Annotated in this window: 21 protein-coding genes and 1 pseudogene; 9 read left to right on the top strand and 13 right to left on the bottom strand. The window is 56.5% G+C overall.

The features are described from left to right. Positions 1–76: 76 nt before the first annotated feature. Entirely contained in the window at positions 77–685 is a 609-nt protein-coding gene (locus tag METAL_RS15315) for a HEAT repeat domain-containing protein (RefSeq protein ID WP_005373714.1), read from the bottom strand. 258 nt (positions 686–943) lie between these two features. Here METAL_RS15315 and METAL_RS15310 point away from each other — a divergent pair, with 258 nt between their 5' ends. Next, positions 944–1,717 (top strand): GlcG/HbpS family heme-binding protein, encoded by a 774-nt coding sequence (locus METAL_RS15310; protein ID WP_005373713.1) that lies wholly within the window; start codon positions 944–946, stop codon positions 1,715–1,717. A 105-nt stretch (positions 1,718–1,822) separates the two neighbouring features. Here the strand turns inward: METAL_RS15310 and METAL_RS15305 are convergent, their stop codons facing one another. Beyond that, entirely contained in the window at positions 1,823–2,230 is a 408-nt protein-coding gene (locus METAL_RS15305; RefSeq protein ID WP_005373711.1) for a ketosteroid isomerase-related protein, read from the bottom strand. Between the two features lie 120 nt (positions 2,231–2,350). On the opposite strand from METAL_RS15305, the gene METAL_RS15300 reads away from it, so the two are divergent. Together METAL_RS15300 and METAL_RS15295 are read left to right on the top strand one after the other, a co-directional pair. After that, positions 2,351–3,004, top strand: coding sequence for an SOS response-associated peptidase (locus METAL_RS15300; RefSeq protein ID WP_005373709.1), 654 nt, complete (start codon positions 2,351–2,353; stop codon positions 3,002–3,004). Between the two features lie 69 nt (positions 3,005–3,073). Further along, the gene (locus METAL_RS15295; protein ID WP_005373706.1) at positions 3,074–3,844 is read left to right on the top strand and encodes a ceramidase domain-containing protein; all 771 of its coding nucleotides are present in this window, start codon (positions 3,074–3,076) and stop codon (positions 3,842–3,844) included. Here the strand turns inward: METAL_RS15295 and METAL_RS15290 are convergent. The 6 genes from METAL_RS15290 to METAL_RS15265 all read right to left on the bottom strand — a co-directional run bounded on the left by METAL_RS15290 (position 3,828) and on the right by METAL_RS15265 (position 9,176). After that, a complete protein-coding gene (locus tag METAL_RS15290) occupies positions 3,828–3,998 on the bottom strand; it encodes a rubredoxin (RefSeq protein WP_005373704.1) in 171 nt (56 codons plus the stop codon). The genes METAL_RS15295 and METAL_RS15290 overlap by 17 nt on opposite strands. Before the next feature lie 41 nt (positions 3,999–4,039). After that, positions 4,040–5,053 (bottom strand): Gfo/Idh/MocA family protein, encoded by a 1,014-nt coding sequence (locus tag METAL_RS15285; RefSeq protein ID WP_005373702.1) that lies wholly within the window; start codon positions 5,051–5,053, stop codon positions 4,040–4,042. Between the two features lie 136 nt (positions 5,054–5,189). Then, on the bottom strand, positions 5,190–6,407 hold the full coding sequence (hxlAB, locus tag METAL_RS15280; RefSeq protein ID WP_005373700.1) for a bifunctional 3-hexulose-6-phosphate synthase/6-phospho-3-hexuloisomerase: 1,218 nt from the start codon (positions 6,405–6,407) through the stop codon (positions 5,190–5,192). 392 nt (positions 6,408–6,799) lie between these two features. Further along, positions 6,800–7,792: an RNA polymerase sigma factor RpoS gene (gene rpoS, locus METAL_RS15275; protein WP_005373698.1), complete on the bottom strand. Its 993-nt coding sequence runs from the start codon at positions 7,790–7,792 to the stop codon at positions 6,800–6,802. Positions 7,793–7,835: 43 nt separating this feature from the next. Beyond that, positions 7,836–8,666 (bottom strand): peptidoglycan DD-metalloendopeptidase family protein, encoded by an 831-nt coding sequence (locus METAL_RS15270; RefSeq protein WP_245549396.1) that lies wholly within the window; start codon positions 8,664–8,666, stop codon positions 7,836–7,838. Between the two features lie 6 nt (positions 8,667–8,672). Beyond that, positions 8,673–9,176: a DnaJ domain-containing protein gene (locus METAL_RS15265; RefSeq protein WP_005373695.1), complete on the bottom strand. Its 504-nt coding sequence runs from the start codon at positions 9,174–9,176 to the stop codon at positions 8,673–8,675. Between the two features lie 156 nt (positions 9,177–9,332). Here METAL_RS15265 and mobB point away from each other — a divergent pair, with 156 nt between their 5' ends. The 3 genes from mobB (at position 9,333) to METAL_RS15250 (ending at position 11,926) form a co-directional block, all read left to right on the top strand. Next, a complete protein-coding gene (gene mobB, locus METAL_RS15260; RefSeq protein ID WP_005373693.1) occupies positions 9,333–9,857 on the top strand; it encodes a molybdopterin-guanine dinucleotide biosynthesis protein B in 525 nt (174 codons plus the stop codon). Beyond that, entirely contained in the window at positions 9,857–11,095 is a 1,239-nt protein-coding gene (gene moeA, locus METAL_RS15255; protein WP_005373690.1) for a molybdopterin molybdotransferase MoeA, read from the top strand. Before mobB ends, moeA begins: the two co-directional genes overlap by 1 nt. 309 nt (positions 11,096–11,404) lie before the next feature. Then, positions 11,405–11,926, top strand: a complete 522-nt coding sequence (locus METAL_RS15250) for a hypothetical protein (RefSeq protein ID WP_005373687.1) — start codon at positions 11,405–11,407, stop codon at positions 11,924–11,926. 296 nt (positions 11,927–12,222) lie between these two features. Here the strand turns inward: METAL_RS15250 and METAL_RS15245 are convergent, their stop codons facing one another. After that, positions 12,223–12,744 (bottom strand): copper resistance protein NlpE, encoded by a 522-nt coding sequence (locus METAL_RS15245; RefSeq protein WP_005373684.1) that lies wholly within the window; start codon positions 12,742–12,744, stop codon positions 12,223–12,225. 265 nt (positions 12,745–13,009) lie between these two features. Here METAL_RS15245 and METAL_RS15240 point away from each other — a divergent pair, with 265 nt between their 5' ends. The 3 genes from METAL_RS15240 (at position 13,010) to METAL_RS22215 (ending at position 16,262) form a co-directional block, all read left to right on the top strand. Further along, positions 13,010–13,414 carry a hypothetical protein gene (locus METAL_RS15240; RefSeq protein ID WP_005373682.1) on the top strand — a complete coding sequence of 135 codons (405 nt, stop codon included), beginning with the start codon at positions 13,010–13,012 and terminating at the stop codon, positions 13,412–13,414. A gap of 407 nt (positions 13,415–13,821) precedes the next feature. Beyond that, positions 13,822–14,588 (top strand): IS5 family transposase gene (locus METAL_RS21135; protein ID WP_213069401.1). Its coding sequence is split into 2 segments (ribosomal slippage): positions 13,822–14,197 and positions 14,197–14,588, totalling 768 coding nucleotides; the frame shifts between segments, so codons are not numbered across the junction. A 39-nt stretch (positions 14,589–14,627) separates the two neighbouring features. After that, positions 14,628–16,262: a PxKF domain-containing protein gene (locus tag METAL_RS22215; protein ID WP_425357661.1), complete on the top strand. Its 1,635-nt coding sequence runs from the start codon at positions 14,628–14,630 to the stop codon at positions 16,260–16,262. Positions 16,263–16,592: 330 nt separating this feature from the next. Here the strand turns inward: METAL_RS22215 and METAL_RS15215 are convergent, their stop codons facing one another. The 4 genes and pseudogenes from METAL_RS15215 to METAL_RS15205 form a co-directional block, all read right to left on the bottom strand. Then, positions 16,593–17,327: a sulfite exporter TauE/SafE family protein gene (locus METAL_RS15215; protein WP_005373676.1), complete on the bottom strand. Its 735-nt coding sequence runs from the start codon at positions 17,325–17,327 to the stop codon at positions 16,593–16,595. 250 nt (positions 17,328–17,577) lie between these two features. After that, positions 17,578–17,889: an Mpo1-like protein gene (locus METAL_RS15210; protein ID WP_005373674.1), complete on the bottom strand. Its 312-nt coding sequence runs from the start codon at positions 17,887–17,889 to the stop codon at positions 17,578–17,580. A gap of 457 nt (positions 17,890–18,346) precedes the next feature. Beyond that, positions 18,347–18,487: pseudogene (locus METAL_RS21120) on the bottom strand (transposase); the annotation flags it as partial. A gap of 174 nt (positions 18,488–18,661) precedes the next feature. After that, positions 18,662–19,021, bottom strand: a complete 360-nt coding sequence (locus METAL_RS15205) for a hypothetical protein (RefSeq protein WP_005373672.1) — start codon at positions 19,019–19,021, stop codon at positions 18,662–18,664. Positions 19,022–19,208: the final 187 nt, after the last annotated feature.

The following is a 19,208-nucleotide window of genomic DNA, read 5'->3' as shown; positions in this document are numbered from 1 at the left end:
AACGACGAACCCCAATACGCTTTCCGAACAGCGGAAACGGACCGGAGAAGAACCTTTACGGCGCGGGAAAACCGTTTCACTCCGAGTCTGCCATATCCAGCGCGACTTTCGCGGCTTCGCTGATGTCTTCGTTTTTATCGTTGCTCAATTCCTTGATTTTTTGAGCCAAGGCCGGGTCGTCGATCTCGGCGACCGATTCCAGCGCCAGAACGACGATTTCGGGATGATCGTTCTGCAGGGCCGTCAACAGCATCTGCTGGCGTTCTTTTTCGTCTTCCCAATTGCCGATCTGGCTGACCGCCTGCTCCCGCACGGCGTTTTCCGGATCGTTCAGCGCATAAAGAATCGCTTCCTTGGCCTTAGGGTCGGGGTATTCGCCCAGGATCATCAGGGCCGATTCCCGGTCCTGCTCGTCCTCGGAGGAATAAAAGTCGTTCAGGGCCTCTTCCATGGTTTCCAAGTCTTCCAAGTCTTCAGGGTCTTTGCTATCCGTTTCGAGCGGAGGCGGATTCATCGCTTCCAGGGCTTTTTGTTGCAGCAGCTGTTTTATCTGGTCCGGGGTTTGGGATGAGTTGGCATCGTTCTGGATTTCTTTGGGCGGTTCGGATGATGCCTCGTTACCGATTAACGAGGCGAATATGTCGTTTGCCAAGGCGGAAAGGCGCTCGTGGTTAAGCGCCGCCATGGCCGTAATCAGTGTGCAAACGGAGATTAAAAAGTAGCCGGTTTTAGAAAATTTCACGTTCTGGAGCCGATTGAAAAAATTGAGAGAATAGTTATTTCGTTAGGCGATTGAAGCCTACAATCCCGTGAATTATAATGCAACCGCTTGTAAAATAAGAATACAAATACAAGCCAATGGTTCAGTTTAGCGCTGTATTTGAGAGAATACGCGCGGATCGAACTGAATCTGTTGCCACAATAAACAATGAGCGAGGATGTTATGGAATTGAAAAAAATGGTATCCGGGGCGTTTTTGGCTCTGGCTTCGACGGCAGTCTTGGCCGGCCCGCCCAAGGATTGCCCGGTGAGCTATGAACAACTGAAAACGGCTTTGGACGCAGCGCAGGCCGCAAGCAACGGCGGGTTGGGTTTCGATATGTGGGGCACGGTCGTCAATAAGGACGGCAGAGTCTGCGCGGTAGCGAGAACCGGCGACAAACTGAACGACCAATGGCTGGCCAGCCGGGTGATATCGGCTCAGAAGGCTTATACGGCTGCAACATTGAGCAACAACAAGGGATCGAGCCAGAGTACCGTGGGCGCCTTCGGTTTTTCGACGGCGAGCTTATACGGAACCGTTCTGGAAGGCGGGCCTTTGTACGGCTTACAGCACAGTAATCCCGTGGATGCCCAAACCGCTTACGCCGGCAACAGCAGCAAGTTCGGCACTAAGAGCGATCCTTTGGTAGGACGTAGAATCGGCGGCATCAATGTTTTCGGCGGCGGCTTGCTGCTCGTCGATGCGAACGATCAGGTCGTCGGCGCCGTCGGCGTCAGCGGCGACACTTCGTGCGCCGACCACAACATTGCGAGACGCGTCAGGAATCATTTCGCGGTAAACCATATCGCCCAGGGGCCGACAAACGAATGGGATATCGATTATGCGGGTACCGTCAACGGAGCCGGCCCTTATCCCGACTGTGCGGGTAGCGGCGGATCCAAGACTTTTTACGAGGGTACTATCGTCGGTCTGACGCAACGCTTCCAGCCGTAACTTGAGAATGCCTCTACGGGCTTATTCGCTGGAATATACCCGTATGGCAATACCGTTGGGTTGCCGTTCGGCAACCCAACAGCCGGCTCGGCCTATCCTGTTTGATTAAGCGCCGACCTGCGCAATCCAGTCGTTCAGGTTGTAGTAATTGGTAATCCGGGCGACCTTGTTGTCGCGAATTTCGAAGAAGGCGCCGGCCGGCAGGCGGTATTTTTGGCCGTTTGCGGGAGGCAGGCCTTCATCGGTTTGCAGGTATTCGCCGAGCACCACGAATTCGGCCGCGGCGCGTTTGCCGTCTTCGGTCGCCATGATCACCATATCGGCCAGTTGCTCCTTGTAATTGCGGTTCATACCGCCCATGAACTGCCCGAACGCATCCTTGCCGATTTCGCGTTTGCCTTGGTTGATGTCGTGAATCACGTCGTCGGTCAACAGGTTCAAAAAAGTATCCATATCGCCGGCGTTGAAGGCGTCATAATAGTTTTGAATCAGCTCGATGCTCTCTTGGTTCATAAAGATTCTCTGGTGAAAAAAAGGAAAGCTTGCTATTTTATCGCGAATCGGCCGTCGTACCTTATAAATTTGACGGTTTCCGGACGGCGGGGCAAAGGGTTATTTCGACGGAGATTCAGGATGTGCGGACGCTTCAACATGCTGGCGACGCCCGAACAATTGGCCGAAGCGTTCGGCCTGGCCGAAGTGCCGGGCTATAAAACCAGTTACAACATCGCGCCCGGCCAAAAGATCCTCGGGATCGTGCAGACGGAGCCGAACGATTTCAGGGCGGTCGGCCTCGACTGGGGGCTGGTGCCTTCGTGGGCGAGGGACAGTAAAATCGGCCATTCGTTGATCAACGCCCGAGCCGAAACGCTCGGCGATAAACCGTCGTTCAAGGCCGCTTACCGGAAACGGCGCTGCCTGATTCCGGCAACCGGATTTTACGAGTGGCAGAAGCGCGAGGGCGGCAAACAGGCGTATCATGTCTGCCGCGAAGACCGCGGCGTGTTCGCCTTTGCCGGGGTATGGGAGCACTGGGCGCAGGGCGCGGAAAGACTGTATTCCTGCGCCATCATCACGGCCCCGGCAAATGCGCTGATGGAACCGATCCATGATCGTATGCCGGTGATTATCGGCGCGGAACATTACCGAATCTGGCTGGATCCCCGGCAGACGCGGCAAAGTCTGGATGCGCTGCTGGCGGCTCCCGATTATGAAGGAATGGCGCGGTATCCGGTCAGCGACCGGGTCAACAATCCGCGCCATGACGACCGCTATTGCCTGGCCTGAAGCCGGGTAAGGCGTTTTACGGCGGGCAGGACGACGCCGGCCGCGAGGGACGTCGTTTGAGAGGTTAGCATGCATCACGACCATCGAATCGGAATCCTGGCGGGCATTACCCTGGTGGCCGTCATCGCGGTTTTCAATTTCGCACCGATTCCCCAAGATTCCGCCTATCACCGGTTTGCCGACCAGCGCACGATGGCCGGCCTGCCGAATTTCTGGAATGTGATCTCGAATTTTCCGTTTCTGATCGTCGGCCTGATCGGCATGCGCCGGGTGCTCGGCGAACCGTTGACAGGCGGTCTGGCCGAGCTGCGTTGGATGTATTTCGCTTTTTTTGCCGGGGTTTTTCTGACCGGTATCGGCTCGTCATATTACCATCTGCATCCGGATAACCGGACACTGGTCTGGGACCGGCTGCCGATCACGATCGGCTTCATGGCGCTGTTCGGCGCGATCGTCGGCGAATATGTCTCGATCCGGGCGGCGCGCACGCTCTTCGTGCCGTTATTATGCGTCGGGCTGGCATCGGTGCTTTACTGGCATGTCACCGAACTGAACGGTCAGGGGGATTTGCGTCCCTACGCGCTGGTGCAGTTTCTGCCGGTGATCCTGATACCGGTCATCCTCGGGCTCTTCAAGTCGGAATTGCAGGGAGACGCTTTCTACTGGGGGATGATTGCGGCTTATGCGCTGGCGAAAGCGGCGGAATTTTTCGATGCGGGGCTTTACGAATTACTGGGCGGAGTCAGCGGCCATACGCTGAAACATTTGATCGCGGCCGCCGCGCCCTTTATTTTTTACCGGGCGCTGCGGCACAGGGAACGGATTATTCGAGCGGCTTGAAGAAGCTTTTCGGCGCGCCGCAGATCGGGCATTCCCAATCGTCCGGGATGTCTTCCCAGCGGGTGCCGGGCGCGATGCCGCTGTCCGGGTCGCCTTTGGCTTCGTCGTAAATGTGCTCGCATTCCATGCAGTGGTATTTCTTGTAATCTGTCATGTTTTTGCCTGCTTATCTGTCGTTGGAATTTATTATCCGGATCAAGCCAGTCTGATCAGTCTGCCTTCGGCGGCGGACTGCATCGCGGCTTCGAGAATCCGGCAGTTGTTCTTCGCGTCCTCCAGCGATAGCGCAGGTGCTTTGCCGGCGAGTACGCAAGCGCTGAAATGTTCGATTTCCAGACGGAAGTGATTGGCCGGCGGCAGTCTTTCCTCGCATTGGCGGCCGTCTTCGGTCCACCAGGAAATGACCGGGACGTCGCCGGGCAGTTGCCAGACCGTATGGCATTTGATGCCGCCTTTGGTGCCGATCACTTCGTATTCGGAGCGGCGCGCGCGTTCGAAGCTGAAGTCGAACTGCGCGAAGCGGCCGCGGCCGAAGTCGATCACGCCGCTGCTCGAAATATCGGCGCCGCTGCCGACATAGCTCGACAGGGCCGATACCGAAACCGGCGCATCCTCGAAAAACATCCGCGCCGAATGCACCGCATAACAGCCGATGTCCCACAGCGCGCCGCCGCCGCGTTCGACCGGCTGTTCGAGCCGGTACCTCCGCGCGGGGCGCATCATGAACGAATAAGTCGCGCGTACCGAGCGGACTTCGCCGAACAGGCCCGAATCGAGCAATTCCCGCACCCGGACATGCTGCGGATGGAACCGGTACATGAACCCTTCCATCACGTTGACCTGGTAACGCTGCGCGGCGGTTTCGATCGCCAGGATGTCGTCGACCGATAAGGCCATCGGTTTCTCGCAGAGCACGTGCTTGCCGCGCTCGATCGCGCGCAGGGTCCATAAGGCATGCTCGTGATTGGCCAGCGGCAGGTACACCGCATCGACGCCATCGTCGTTCAGCAGGGTTTCGGGATCGTCATAGAGGCGCACCTCGGTCTGGTCCGGGGCGTATTTGACCAGGGTTTTCGCTGCGGCTCCGGGTCTGCGGCTGGCGATCGCGACGAGCTCGGCGTTTTCCGCTTCGACGATCGCGGGCAAAAGGCGCTCGTTCACGCGCGCCGCACCGAGGATTCCCCAGCGTAAGAGGGTCTTATTGGTCATCGTTGCTCTCTGAATTGTTGTTATTAGCGATTTTTTTAAGCGGGTTCGAACCGTTTCCCCGAAAAAGGCGGGAAGCGAGGAGGAAGGGGCATTTGGCCCCTTCCTTGGGCAACAGGCCGCAGTCGGCCCGAAGTGCTTATTCGAGGTTCGCGTGCCGGTACCGCATCACTTCTTCGGCGATGCCTTTTTCATGGATCAGGTGCGATACCAGCGCTTCCAGGAAGGACAGCGTCGACAGTTCGAAGACGGTGCCCATCGGCATCCCGACCACTTTGCTGTATTGGTCCGGCCTGCCGATCAAAATGACTTCGTCGGCCATGTCGCCGATCGTCGAACCGCTCTTCGCCGTGATCAGGCAGATTTGGGCGCCGACTTCGCGGGCTTTTTTCGTAAACGCGATCAACTGCTCGGTTTCGCCGGAACCGGAGATCACGATCAGGAGGTCGCCTTTCTTGATGCTGGGGGTCACGATTTCGCCGACGACGCTGACATCGTAGCCGCTGTGCATCAGCCGCATCGCGAAGAAACGGCCGACCAGGCCCGAACGTCCGGCGCCGGAGATATAGACCCGTTTGGCGTTGTCGAGCATGTGGGTCAGTTTGACCGGCAAATCGTCGCCGGTCGCTTCCAGAATCGAATGGATTTTATTGATGATCAGCGTCTGGTGCGGAGTGCCGATGATGTTGGCATCGGTGCTGCTGTCCGGCGCCGGGGCTTTGCCGTCGACGAGGTCGCGGATTTCTTTCGCGGCGGTTGCAGGACAAGGCGCGCCGTAGATGGCTGCGCCGACCACGATGATGTCCGCGCCGGCCTTGACCACCTGGTCAATGGTGGCAGGCTTGATGCCGCCCGCGACCGAAATTCTGACGTCCAGGCCCAGATCCGCGATCGCCTGCAGGTCGGCGAAAGGCGTCTGGCCGGCGGCTTGCGCGTCAAGGCCGGTGTGTACGCCGATGATTTGCGCGCCGAGTTCCGCCGCGGCGCGCGCGCAGGCGACTTTGTCTTCCACGTTGATCAGGTCGATCTGCGCTTCGCCGCCGTGCGCCTGCGCCGCCTTGATCACGCCGCTGATCGTCGGCAGTCCCGATACGCCGAGCACGGTGCAGATGTCTGCGCCGGCCGCATAGAAAGGCGCCGCTTCGTATTCGCCGGCGTCCATCGTCTTCAGGTCGACCAGAATCAGTTTGTCTGGGAATTTTTCCCGCAATGTTTTGACCAGTTCGATGCCGTTGTGTTTGATGCAAGGAGTACCGATCTCGAAGATATCGACGTAAGGCGCCGTTTTCTCGGCGAGACTGACGGTTTGGTCGAAATCCAGAGAATCCAGTGCCAATTGTATTAATGGTTTTGCCATTGTGCGCTCCAACTACTTAATAGTTATTGTTATGTATCAGCGGGAAACTCTAAATCAGGAAGGGAGGCGATGTCAATTGCGTATTGGCGGCGGCAGTAAGAGGTACAAGCCGCTGTAGGGTACGCTGTGCGTACCATGAGGATTGAAAAGGTACGCTCTCGGCAATTGCTCCTGCATTGCTCTCGATCGCTTGTTCTCGACGCGATCTACCTCCCCCATCCCTGGGGTCGTACCTCCTGCATCCCTGCAGTCGAGCGTACCCTACAGATGAAAAGAGAAGCGTTCCGAGGGGACTGTCCGATCAATGACGGAAGAAGGACTTTGCTGGCGCCAAGGGATCGGCAGGCGGGAGGAGTTCCCGTTCTTTTGTCGAAGAAGCCTTGGCCGCCGGCTTAATTGAAAATCGTTTCGAACGAATAACCGTTCGTATGCAGAATTTCTTTCAGCCGCTTCAAGCCGTCCATCTGAATCTGCCGCACCCGCTCGCGGGTTACGTTCAATTCGAGCGCGACCTGTTCGAGCGTTTCGGATTCGTAACCGCAAAGCCCATAGCGGCGGCAGATCACTTCACGCTGTTTTTCTGGCAATTGAAAGACCCAGCCGGAAATGCTTTGCCGGATGCCGTCTTCCTGAATCTGGTCGGCGGCCGATGGGCTCTCGTCGTCGGAAATCGTTTCGACCATCGGTTTGTCGATATCCTTGCTGCACGGCACGTCGATCGAAGTGACCCGCTCGTTCAGTTTGAGCATTTTTTCGACCTTGTAGACCGGTTTGTCCATGAATTGCGCGATTTCTTCGGCGCTCGGATCGTGGTCGAGCGACTGCTGCAGATGGCGCTGGGCCTTCAGATAAGAATTCATCTCCTTGACGATATGGATCGGCAGGCGGATCGTTCGGGTCTGGTTCATGATGGCGCGCTCGATCGTTTGCCGTATCCACCAGGTTGCGTAAGTCGAAAAGCGGAAGCCGCGGTCCGGATCGAATTTCTCGACGGCGCGGATCAGCCCCAGATTGCCTTCTTCGATCAGGTCTAGGAGCGGCAGTCCGCGGTTCAGGTAGCGGCGGGAAATTTTAACGACCAGGCGCAGATTGCTTTCGATCATCACCTTGCGGGATTCGGAATCTCCCCGCAGTGCCCGGCCGCCGTAATATTTTTCCTGTTCGGCCGACAGCAGTTTCGAACGGCCGAGATCGTTCAGATAGACCCGCGTCGCATCGAAACCGTCATCGCGGACTTTCAGGGCCTGGACTTCATTTTCGACATCCAGGTCGCCGAGAGAACCCTCTATATCCTCGAACTCTTTCTCGAAAAAAAGCCCCTCGTCGTCGTCTCCAAAATGCAGGCCGATTTCCTCATCAGCGGGCTCTATTATTTCTTCTTTCATCTTATTCCCCCCTGACTTTTCGCTTGGGTGCTCAACGGCATCTTTATAACTTCGGTAATAATGTCAACGGATTGACCGATTTGCCTTGTTTGCGGATTTCAAAATGCAGCATGGCCTTGCGGGAAGCGCCGACACCTACTGTAGCGATCTCCTGGCCTTTTTTGACGGCGTCTCCCTCTTTGGCCAACAAGGCATTGTTATTCGCGTAAGCGGTCAAATATTGGTCGTTATGCTTTATGATAAGCAGATTACCATATCCGATCAATCCTTGACCGCTATAGACCACTTTTCCGCGCTCGGCGGCCCTGACCGCCTGGTCTTTTTTGCCGGCGATCTTGATGCCCTTTTTGCCGGTCTGGGCGTAATTCTTCAAAAGCTTGCCCGCTAACGGCCAATCGAAGTGTAATTGGGCATTGTCTTTTTCCGTACCGGTGGAGACGGCGGTACTTTTTTTAGCCGCGGGCTTTTGGCGGGCCGGCTTGGCGGGTTCGGATTCCGGCTTTTTCTTTTCGGGAACCGGCTGCGCCGAAGCCATCATGACCGGCTTGATCTTGTTTTCGTTCTTTGCCGTCCGGACGGCGCTGCGGGGACGGGCGACCGGGGCGGGCGCCTGCGGCTGCGCCGAATGGGGTTTTGTCTGTGCCGGGGCCGCATAGCGGTTGGCGGGAACGGGAGGAAGCGTTTGCTGGAGGGGCGCCGGAGTCGCAGGTCCTGCCGCGACGGAAAGCGCGGAAGGTTTCTGCGGAAGCACTTCATTCAAATTCTGATAGCCGGACCATACCGGCGCCAGATCCGTGCGTTCGGTGCAGCCGAACATCAGGGCAGTCAGAATCGTGGTCAGCATCACTGCAACAGTCCGGGAAATGGGGTGCATCGGTATTTATCTTTTCAGCAGCGTTTTCTTGGCCAGGTTGATCTTCGCGGCCAGATAATCGGAGCCGCCCCGGTCCGGGTGGATTTTCTGCATCAGCCGGCGATGCGCTTCGATGATTTCCTGGTCGGAAGCGCCCATTTTCAGCCCCAGCACTTCGTAAGCTTCCGCGGCGGTCATTTTACCGGAAGCCGGGCGATCGTGCCGCTCCTGCCGGGGACCGGCCTGTCCCTGTTTCGCGCGTTGCCACGCGACCCAGATTTGATGCAGATAAGGCGCATTGCGCAGCAGGGACGGCAATAACCGGAGCAAAAACGCCGCCGCGAGCCCGAGCAGGGCAAACAGTCCGCCGAGCCAGCCGGCTTTTGCCATGTAAATCAGCGCCGCCAGACCGCCGGCGATCAGTGCGTAACGAAGCACACGCGCCTTCACGTCGGCGGGGGCTGTCCGCAATTTGCGCAGTGCAAGAAAAACCAGCCAAATCAGCAGTAAAACGAACGCAATGCGAATCAATGTCGGCTCCGGGGAAAACTCGGGTTCTGCCTTAAAATCTCAACGGCGCGGGACGGCGGGAGAGAATAACGGCCGTGCCGCCGTTATCGTAGTGCCGGGCTTAATAATGCCTTAGAATATCGCGATTATCGATTCTAATTCAATGATTCAATCCCCATGCAGAATGCACGAAAGCCGATCCTCGGTTTTGCCGCCGCCAGCGGCACCGGCAAGACCACGCTCCTGACGCAACTGATTCCGCTGCTGAAACAGCAGGGCCTCCGGGTCGGTTTGATCAAGCACAGCCATCACAGCTTCGATATCGACCATCCCGGCAAGGACAGTTACCGGCTGCGCATGGCCGGCGCCTCTCCGGTCATGCTGGTTTCCCGATACCGCTATGCGATCATCAACGAGTTCGAAACGCCCGGCGAGCCGAGCCTGGGTGAGCAGCTCAAGGTGTTGGACCAGTCGGGCCTGGACCTGATCCTGGTCGAGGGCTTCAAGGCTGAAAAATTCCCCAAAATCGAACTGCACCGGCCGTCGCTGCAAAGGCCGCTCTTGTTTCCACAGGATCCGGACATCATCGCGATTGCGAGCGACGCGCCGGTCGAGGCGCCGGACCGGCTGGTCAGGCTGGACCTGAACCGGCCCGACCTGATCGCGCGCTACCTTCTGGACCACTACCGGGAATTCAGATAATGGCCGATCCGTGCAGCCTCGAACCGATGCTGTCCGCCGAGGCCGCGCTGGACAGGATCGTGTCCGCGGTACAGCCGGTTTCCGGCGCGGAAAGAGCGACGCTGAAACAGGCGCTGGGCCGGGTGGCGGCCGAACCGGTGCGCGCGCCGCTCCCTATTCCGCATTACCGGAACGCGGCAGTCGACGGCTATGCCTTCCGCAGCGCCGATCTCGACGGCCTGCGACCGGTCCGTCTGCGGGTGGCCGGTGCTTCCTGGGCCGGGAAGCCTTTTCAAGGCCGGCTGAACCGGGGCGAATGCATCCGGATTTTCACCGGCGCGGTTGTGCCGGATCAGGCTGATTCGGTCGTCATGCAGGAGTTCGCGGCGGCAGACGGCGACGCGATCGTGCTGCCGGCCGATGTGGAATTGCGCCGCTTCGTGCGCGAAATCGGCGAAGATCTTCGGCAGGGCGATCTGCTGTGCGGGGAGGGCAAAAGGCTGACCGCGGCCGACCTTGGCTTGCTGGCCTCGGCAGGCGTTTATGACATGGCGGTTAAAAGGCCGGTCAATATCGCTTTTTTTTCGACCGGGGATGAGCTGACCGGGATCGGCCAGGCCTTGTCGGCCGGCGGGATCTACGACAGCAATCGCTACCTGCTCGGCGGTTTGTTGACCGATCCCTGTTACCGTGCCGCCGATCTGGGGGTGATCGGCGATAACCGCGCGCAGTTGGAGGCCGCGCTGAGCCGGGCGGCCCCGGATCACGACGTGATCATTACGACCGGCGGCGCCTCGGTCGGCGAGGCCGATTTCATCGCCGAGGTTCTCGGACGGCTCGGCGAAATTCATCTCTGGAAGATTGCGATGAAGCCCGGAAAGCCTCTGGCTTTCGGCAAAATCGGCAAGGCGTTTTTCTTCGGCCTGCCCGGCAATCCGGTGGCGGTGGCCGTTACGTTTCGGCAGATGGTCGAGCCGGCGCTGAAGCGGCTGGCGGGGCAGGGGTCCGCCCATCCGCTGCGCATCCGGGCCATCTGTACGGTTCCTCTCAAAAAAGAGCCCGGCCGCCTCGAATTTCAACGCGGCGTTCTGACCCAAAATGCGCAGGGCGAATTCTTCGTTGCCGCAGGAGGCGACCAGGAATCGCACCTCTTGGGCGCGATGGCGCGGAGTAACTGTTACATCGTTCTACCGGCCGATTGCGGCGGCGTTCGGGCAAACGAAGCCGTCTGGGTGGAACCTTTCGGGGTATCGTTATGAAATCGAAAAGACGCGGCGGAAGTCTGGATCGTCTTATCCACAATTTCTGTGGATAACTTTGTGGAAAGACTCTCGATAACCGCTTGGGGACCCGATAGCGCCTGCCTTGCGGTTAAATTGTAAAAATTTTATACGAAACAGAATAGTTATTTGATATCAATAATTTATTAGGATTGATCGGGTTTTGCCAGAGTTTGGGCTGCGAAAATTTCCGCGTTCCGGACATTCGGAGCAATGTGCATAACATGAAGCGCGACACCCGTTAAATTCGATGGGAACCCTCTTGAAACACCTCTAACGGAAAGATGCATGTTTGTTTTCATTCTGCTCAGCCTTGCTCTCGGCTATTTCGTCCAGACTTCCAATCCGCTGCTCAGCCAGCTGGTATCGCCGTTGGCACTCTATCTCGGCATCGGCGGCGCCTTGCTGGCGGTCTCCGGCATGCTGTTCAGGAAGAGGCATTTTACGGTCTGGTACGACCTGTTTGCATCGAGTGTCTTGCTGGCCTGGTTCGCCTACTGGAAAACCCAATTCCAGGACGATTCGCCGATGTTCTTTTTCTTTCCGGTCTATTTCGCGGCGATGACGGCGTTTATCTCGCTCGCCTTTATCGGCCCCTGCGAGCGCCTCGATAATGAAACCGTCGGCTACATGCGCCGGCTTGTCGGGCACAAAGCCCTGCAGCCCTGGGCGATCATGTTGGGAACGCTCGGGAGCCTGGAATTGTTGGACCATTACCTGGTCTTTCCGATAGCGGTCACGTTATTGCTGCTGCGGTTTGCGCTGGACTGCTGCGTCGAGCGGAATAGCCGGAAGGGCGGCAAAAGCTGATCGATATTTTCCTGTTTCGGTAAGTAAAAAACCGCCCAGGCGATGGCCGAAAGGCGGTTTACCTCGGGCGGATCGGCAGGACGCGATATGCCTTCCCTGGCGTTTGGGCCGCTTAGGATTTGGTCGATAATAACTTCCCCTCTCGTTCCCTTGCCGAGGGCTTACCGTGATACCCCCTTTGCCAGCTTGGGTTAAATCCTAAAAGGCACAAACCGCCGTAGGGTACGCTGTGCGTACCTTTTCATCCCCAATAGTACGCACAGCGTACCCTACAACTGGCATTCGGGCCGCTTAGGTTAGTGGATATGCACTTCCCGCGACTTGTACGTATCGCTTCTTTGCAGCTCGTAATCCTCCATCTTGATCCCATCTTCGTTGAGCTGGATCAGCGTGCCTTCGTCTTCGATGTGGTAGCGGCGCGTTTTCGTTCCTCCCTTGGTCGGCGTCAAAACCACGGTGCGGGTTTCTTCATTCCAGTCATATTTGCCTCTTTCAAAATACTCCCGTGAGGATTGTTTAGCCGGCTGAATTACGATCAGATAGTTGTTCTTCTGCTGTAAAGACAGCGTCGTTTTGACCCCGTCGCAATCGCTACAGGGAAGATAGCCGTAAAAAACGCCGTGAAACTCCTGGCTCTTGTCGGCAGGGTTCTGATGTGCCGAGTGATCCATTCCCGGATGAAGGCTTTTCGACCGTGCCCTGGCGAAGCCTTCTTGCGCTTCGAGATCGGATGCCGCCATTGCCGGCATCGCGGCAAGCAGGCTGCTGAAAAGGAACAAGGCCAGATTGTGCTGTAATGGTTTTGTTAATGCTTGCATGATGACTTTCCACAAAAGTAACGCGGGTTGTGCGGATGAACGGAGCGGGAAATTTACCAGATTTACCGAAAAAGAGCTCTTCTAATTTCTAACTTACTACCGTTCGCCGCAATGCGCAATGCCTTGGCGGACCCATCCCCGGCCGCCGCGCCGTACGTGCGGGGGCGCACCGACCTTTTGCAGCGGAAGGGCTTATATAGACGGCATCGGATGATCGTGTCACGCGCTCATTTCCCTTGATACCCGTTTCCGGAGGAGTTCCAACATGCGTAATTTGATAGCGGGATTTATTCTGATCGTGATCCTGCCTGCGGTCGGCGCGGCCCAGGCGCCTAGCGGGGTTGAACGTCCGCGGAACGTGCTGGAGGCTTCTCCTGAAACGGTGCCTGCCGGCTCCGATTCTCCTTCCGCTTCGGAAGGAAAGGCTACCGGTTCCGCCGGCTCGCAAGGCGAGGCATACGCCATCTGTTTGCGCGCGACTCGGCGCTTCGACGAACAGGAGAAAGTCAAAGGCAACGAGAAAACCGAGGTCACGCCGCTGTCGACGGCGTGCCAGGAAGAGCTGAAACCGGCCGCGTATTGGCTGTGCATGGATAAAAAAGCGGTCGAACAAGTCGATTTCAACAGTGCGGACTGGCAGTGCGAAAGGCAGACCGGGATATTGGAATAATGCCCTGCTTTGGCCTTTATTGTCCGGTTTTTGCGGAAGAAGGGACGAGCCGGCGAAAGTAGGCACCGGCTTGACAAGTCGAGTTTTGCCATTACGAAGAAACCGTCTCGAAGCGTTTTTCTGATCGTGGATCGCGGTGAGGGATCGGGCGGCTGTGCCGCAACAGACCCGAAGTCTCTGTAGTATTCTGGCCTATAAGGCTGTCGGCCTGGATAAATGGAAAGGTCCGGAGTGTAATGGCGGTCTCGGAATGGCGATGACTAAAGCGCCGTTGTTGGACGGCTCTAAAAAGGGCATTATCGACTAGGAAAAAGAGGAAAACAAATTCTCCTACATAGTGTCGTCATAAGATGACTCCTTATCAGGTATAATACGGAGATTGTAGCTGCTGATGAGATTAAAGAGCCATGTCCCAACCTGCCCACCGCCGCCATGACATTTCCGATACGGTTTGGAGCTTGCTGGAGCCCCATCTGCCCGGCCGTGCAGGGGCCTGGGGTGGCAAGGCCCGTGATAACCGCTTGTTTATCAATGCGGTCTTCTGGATTTTGCGTACCGGTGCGCCATGGCGCGACCTGCCACCTGACTATGGCGATTGGAAAAATACCCATCGCCGGTTTTGCCGCTGGCGAGACAAAGGCATCTGGGAAGCGTTGCTGGAACAGCTGGTGACCGAGCCCGACTATGAATGGCTGATGATCGACGCCAGCCATATCAAGGTCCACCCGCACGCCGCCGGCGCGAAAGGCGGCAATCAGGACATGGCAATCACAAAAGGGGGCTCAACAGTAAGATACATCTGGCCGTGGATGCGCATGGTATGCCGGTCAGAATCCTTATTACAGCAGGTACCACAGCAGATTGTTCGCAGGCTTCAACCTTGATCGAAGGCGTGGATGCGCAGCATTTATTGGCGGACAAAGGCTACGATAGCGATGCTATCGTAGCCCAAGCCGAAGCGAATCAGATGACGGTCGTCATTCCGCCGCGTCGAAATCGCAAGGAGCCCCGCGATTACGATCGAGACCTCTACAAACTCCGGCATTTGGTGGAAAACGCGTTCTTGCACCTCAAGCGCTGGCGAGGCATTGCAACCCGGTACGCCAAGAACACCGCTTCGTTCCTGGCTGCTGTACAAATCCGGTGTATCGCCCTCTGGATATCTATCTTATGACGACACTATCTAGATCTTTAAATTGAACGGAGGGAAATTATGAATACGGAAGCATCTACCCCGGCTACTCTCTACCTGCTCCACAGCATCCTGCTGCTGACCGTGCTGAACGGATGTCCCGCCTGGGCCGCTAAGCTTAGGGTCAATACGTTAAGCGACACCCTCAAGGCTGCGGACGGTCTTTGCACGCTGCGCGAGGCGATTACCAACGCCAATGAGGACATCGACACCACTCTCGGTGATTGCGCGGCCGGCTCCGAGATCGATACTATCACCTTCAGCGTCAGCGGCACGATCATGCTGGCCAGCACTCTTGATATTACTACCGGATCCTCGATTATTCTCAACGGAGACGGGCGGAACATCATCGTCAGCGGCGGTGGTACCGTACGGGTGATGCGTGTGAACGGCGGGGCCCAGCTCCACCTCAAAAGACTTACCATTACCAAAGGCTTTAGCTTCTCCTCCAACGACTATGTGGGCGGTGACGGCATCCTCAATTACGGTACCCTCACCGTCAGCAACAGCACCTTCTCCGGCAATGGCCATGGCCCTTCAAGCCCGAGCATAGGCGCTGGCATTTATAACGCGGGTATCCTCACCGTCAGCAACAGCACCTTCTCCGACAACTTCGCGGCAGTTGGTGGCGGCATCGCCAACGAGGGCACCCTCACTGTCAGCAACAGCACCTTCTCCGGCAACGACTCAATCTTCAGTGGCGGCGGCATCCGCAACATTACCGGCACCGCCACCGTTACCGGCAGCACCTTCTCCGGCAATAGTACTGACAGCACGGGCGGCGGGGTCGCCAATAACGATATCTTCACCATCGGAAACAGTACCTTCTCCGGCAACCGCGCGGCCGACGGCGCCGGCATCTCAAACTTTGGCACCCTCACCGTTATTCATAGCACCTTATCCTTTAACTTGGGAGGGCCATATGTCGGTGGCATCAGAAACTTCTCGGGCACTCTCAACCTGGCCAACACGATCGTTGCTAACAACGATCGTGTTGATTGCGAAAACGCTGGTACTCTAAATATATCCGGTGTTAATCTGATAGGAGACGGTTCCTGCGACGCGAGTTCTGATCCGGCGCATTTCATTATTGGCAGTCCGGATCTCGGACCACTGGCCGACAACGGCGGCCCTACCCAGACCCATGCCCTATCGGCCGGCAGCCTCGCCATCGATCAGGCGGATAACACGATCTGCGCCGCTGCCCCGGTCAATAATTTAGATCAGCGCAATCAGTTTCGCCCGGTGGACGGGGATGGCGATGGCACTGCGGTCTGCGACATCGGTGCCTATGAGTTTGTCCCTCCTTATCCTTTCTCCGGCTTCATTCCCCCGCTGGTCAACCCGCCTATGGCGAATACCGTCAAGGCAGGGAGAGCGGTCCCGATCAAATTAAGCCTTGGCGGCGATTACGGGTTGAACATCGTTTCCGCGCTATACCCTAAATCGCAGCCAGTTGCCTGTGAGAGCGGCGCCCCCCTGGGTGACCTCGAGAAAACGATGACCCAAGGTAAAAACGGCCTGCGCTACAACCCGATCACGAATGCCTACACTTATGTATGGAAGACTAAAAGGGCGTGGGCAGGCACTTGCCGGAAATTCATCATGAAACTCATCGACAACACCGAACACGTCGCTTTGTTCAGCTTCAGGTAGACGGGCGGCATCAGATGCACATGCTTTATAACTTGGCAGGTGATGGAGAAGCGGCCTGTCACCCTGATTGTCCGCTTTCATTTTACATAAATGCCATCCATGTAAATTTTTGAAAGACAGGTAATGGCCGATTGCATCCACGTCATTCCAAAAGCCGATATCGACCGCAAAAGTAGTTTTATCGGAATAGAAGACTGAGTTGATTTGGATTTCATATTCTTCAGGTTTTAAGGTCGAAGTGTAGAACGAACTAAGCTTGGTTCAAAGAACCTCAACAGGCGGGTATTTTTCTTGTATTCCCGATGGAGTGGCGCTCCGGACTTTCATGCACTACAAATGCCCTAACCCAAGAACGCTGACCGCGATCAGGCCGCCGCCGATCCACCGCTTGAAAAGTCTGTCGTTGCGCATGATCGCGTCATGCGCTTTGAGGCCCAGCAGATGCCCGATGGCGGCTACCGGCAGCAGTGTCAGCGCTTCGGTCAAATGCAGATCCACGGACAGGGCCACAAACGTAGTCATCTTGATGCTGACCAGAATAAACCATAAGACGAACAACGTGTCGCGCAATTGGCGTTTGCCGACGTTATTCATGAAAACGGCCACCATTAACGGCGCCCCGGACAGGGATATCCCTGCAACATAGCCTCCCAAAACGAGCAGCCCTCTGTCCGCCCAAGGATGGCGGCTTTCGATGCCCCGGTCGAGCAGCCAAATGAAACCGTAAAACAAGGTAATCGAATAAACGAAGATATTCAGCCATAACACCGGCAGGTTGACCAGCCCGAAAACGCCGACGATGGCGGGCGGAATGATGTAAAGCGAAGAGCGCAGCAGATAGCGCCAGTCGACGTTATGCAGGCGGTTCAGCAGCGTCAGGCCGGAAAAAAACAGCAGATGCGCCCCGATGATAGGCAGCCAGAACAGCGGCGTATCGCGGATGAACAGCATCAGCGGCAAGCCCAGCGCGGCGCCGCCGAAACCCAGCCCTGTCCGGACGAAGCCGGTCCAGACGAAAACCAGCGCAATGCACAAAGTCTGGTAAAGAGAAAAATCGGTCAACATGTTTTTATTGAGTCAGCATTCGGGTATTGGAGGCTGTAGGGCGCAATAGGCGAAGCCGTATTGCGCCGCATGGAGGCGCTATAGATACCGCAGCTAGTAAAACTTCGTCATACGCCTTTGCAGACCATCTCTACCTGGATTTGTAATCGTTTTCATCGCTGCGGTATCTATAACATTCTACGCTGGCTGTGTTGCCTCCGGGCGAAGAGGTCGCCGAGGGCTGTCGGATCGGGTAGGAAGACGGATTTTCTTAAAATGGAATCCTGCCGGTCAACATGTCCCACCACATTCGCCAGTCGCACAGAAAGCTAAACCAGGGATACTTGAAGGTGGCAGGCCGGTTGTGCTCGAAGAAAAAATGTCCGGTCCAGGCCAGGGCATAGCCTTGCACCAGCGCGACCGCCGCCAGCCACACCGCCGGCACCGCGAAAGCGGCGACCAGCAGCGCCAAGGCGATCGAGGTACCGGCGAAATGCAGCCGGCGCGAGACGCGGTTGGCGTGCTCGCTGAAGTAGAATGGATAAAACTCGTTGAGCGTGCGGTAATGCGGGATCTCATTCACGGCAATCGTCTCGGTTAAGCGCGGATTCCTTTTTCAACCTGAGTTCGGGATAATAAAAAGCCAGGCGAACGCCCCCTTTTTTTCGCGTAAGATTCTGTTTCCTTAAACAAATCTGACCGTGATCGGAAGGCGCTTATGGACAGTTTAACCGAATTGTATTGTCTGATCGATGATTCTTGTCGTGTTTTCGAGCCTGTGTGGGAACGATACTTGCCAGGGCAGATGCCGCCAGGCGAAAATCAGACCTACGAGGTCTTTAAAACCTTTTAATTGTAGGGCGTTTTCGCGATAGCAAAACGCCAACCGCCTTTAAAGCGCGGCGGATTGCCTAGCGGCGAATCCGCCCTAGTCGCGCACCAAACTTGCTTTGATAAATACTAAACAACCACCGGCTAAAAGCCGGTGGGTTTGGGTTACGGACTGAAAGTCCGGGATACGCGTCGGCTTAACGACGCGTCTACGGTTCAACTTTCAATTCGGTAGCTGGATCCGACTCAAAATGATGCTCTAGATATTCTTTGATCATCTCTTCGGTCATCTCTCCCACCGTGGCACAAAAATACCCCTGCGCCCAGCCGCGTAGGTCGGGCACGCACTTTTTGTGCCCGACATTTCCAATGTCTTGAAAGGTGACAGGGTTTCAGACCCGCGCAACATTCCGAAGCAGGATCGCCACATGATCGTCGGGCAACGATAAAGCGGTTGCCCGACCTACACGGCTGGTCAGGTACCGCCGGAGTTTCTGAATGTACTGACCTAAATCGAGAACCTGTCAACTGTCGAACTCGATAAAGTCTTCAACGGCACGCCGAAGCCAGTCATAGAAACTGGCAAATTGAGCGCGTTGTTCCCATCCGGGTGAGGCGAAGTCATGAATGACAAATACTTCGTCTCCTTTGCCGACGTCCCAGCATGCAACATCATCATTATCTTGCCGGCGAGCGAAAGGAACGAGCTGTCGTGCAGGATATCTTTCGGTAAGTCCAGCCATTGCTTCTCTCAGGGGCTGCCCCTTCAGAAAGTACCAGGGCTCAAGTTCTATTAACCTCAATTCAACGATCCGGTTGAACTGTCGCGGATAACGAAAACCATGAGGCCACTCTTTTTCCGTAAGTAATCCCAGAGTCTTCATTGCGAAGACCCCGTAAACGGTGAGCCGCTTGGATACGTGTTTCGGAATACGCCATTTTGCTGCTGGATACGTGCCTGAACCGCTTCCTCCCAAGCCGCGTAGGTCGGGCACAAAAAGCGCGTGCCCGACCTACGCGGCTCCACATACGCATCCATGGCCCGGACCGGGTTATCCGCGCCCACCCAGT

The sequence above is a fragment of the Methylomicrobium album BG8 genome, from assembly GCF_000214275.2.
Classification (GTDB): Bacteria; Pseudomonadota; Gammaproteobacteria; order Methylococcales; family Methylomonadaceae; genus Methylomicrobium; species Methylomicrobium agile.
This window is presented reverse-complemented; position numbering and strand designations above follow the sequence as displayed.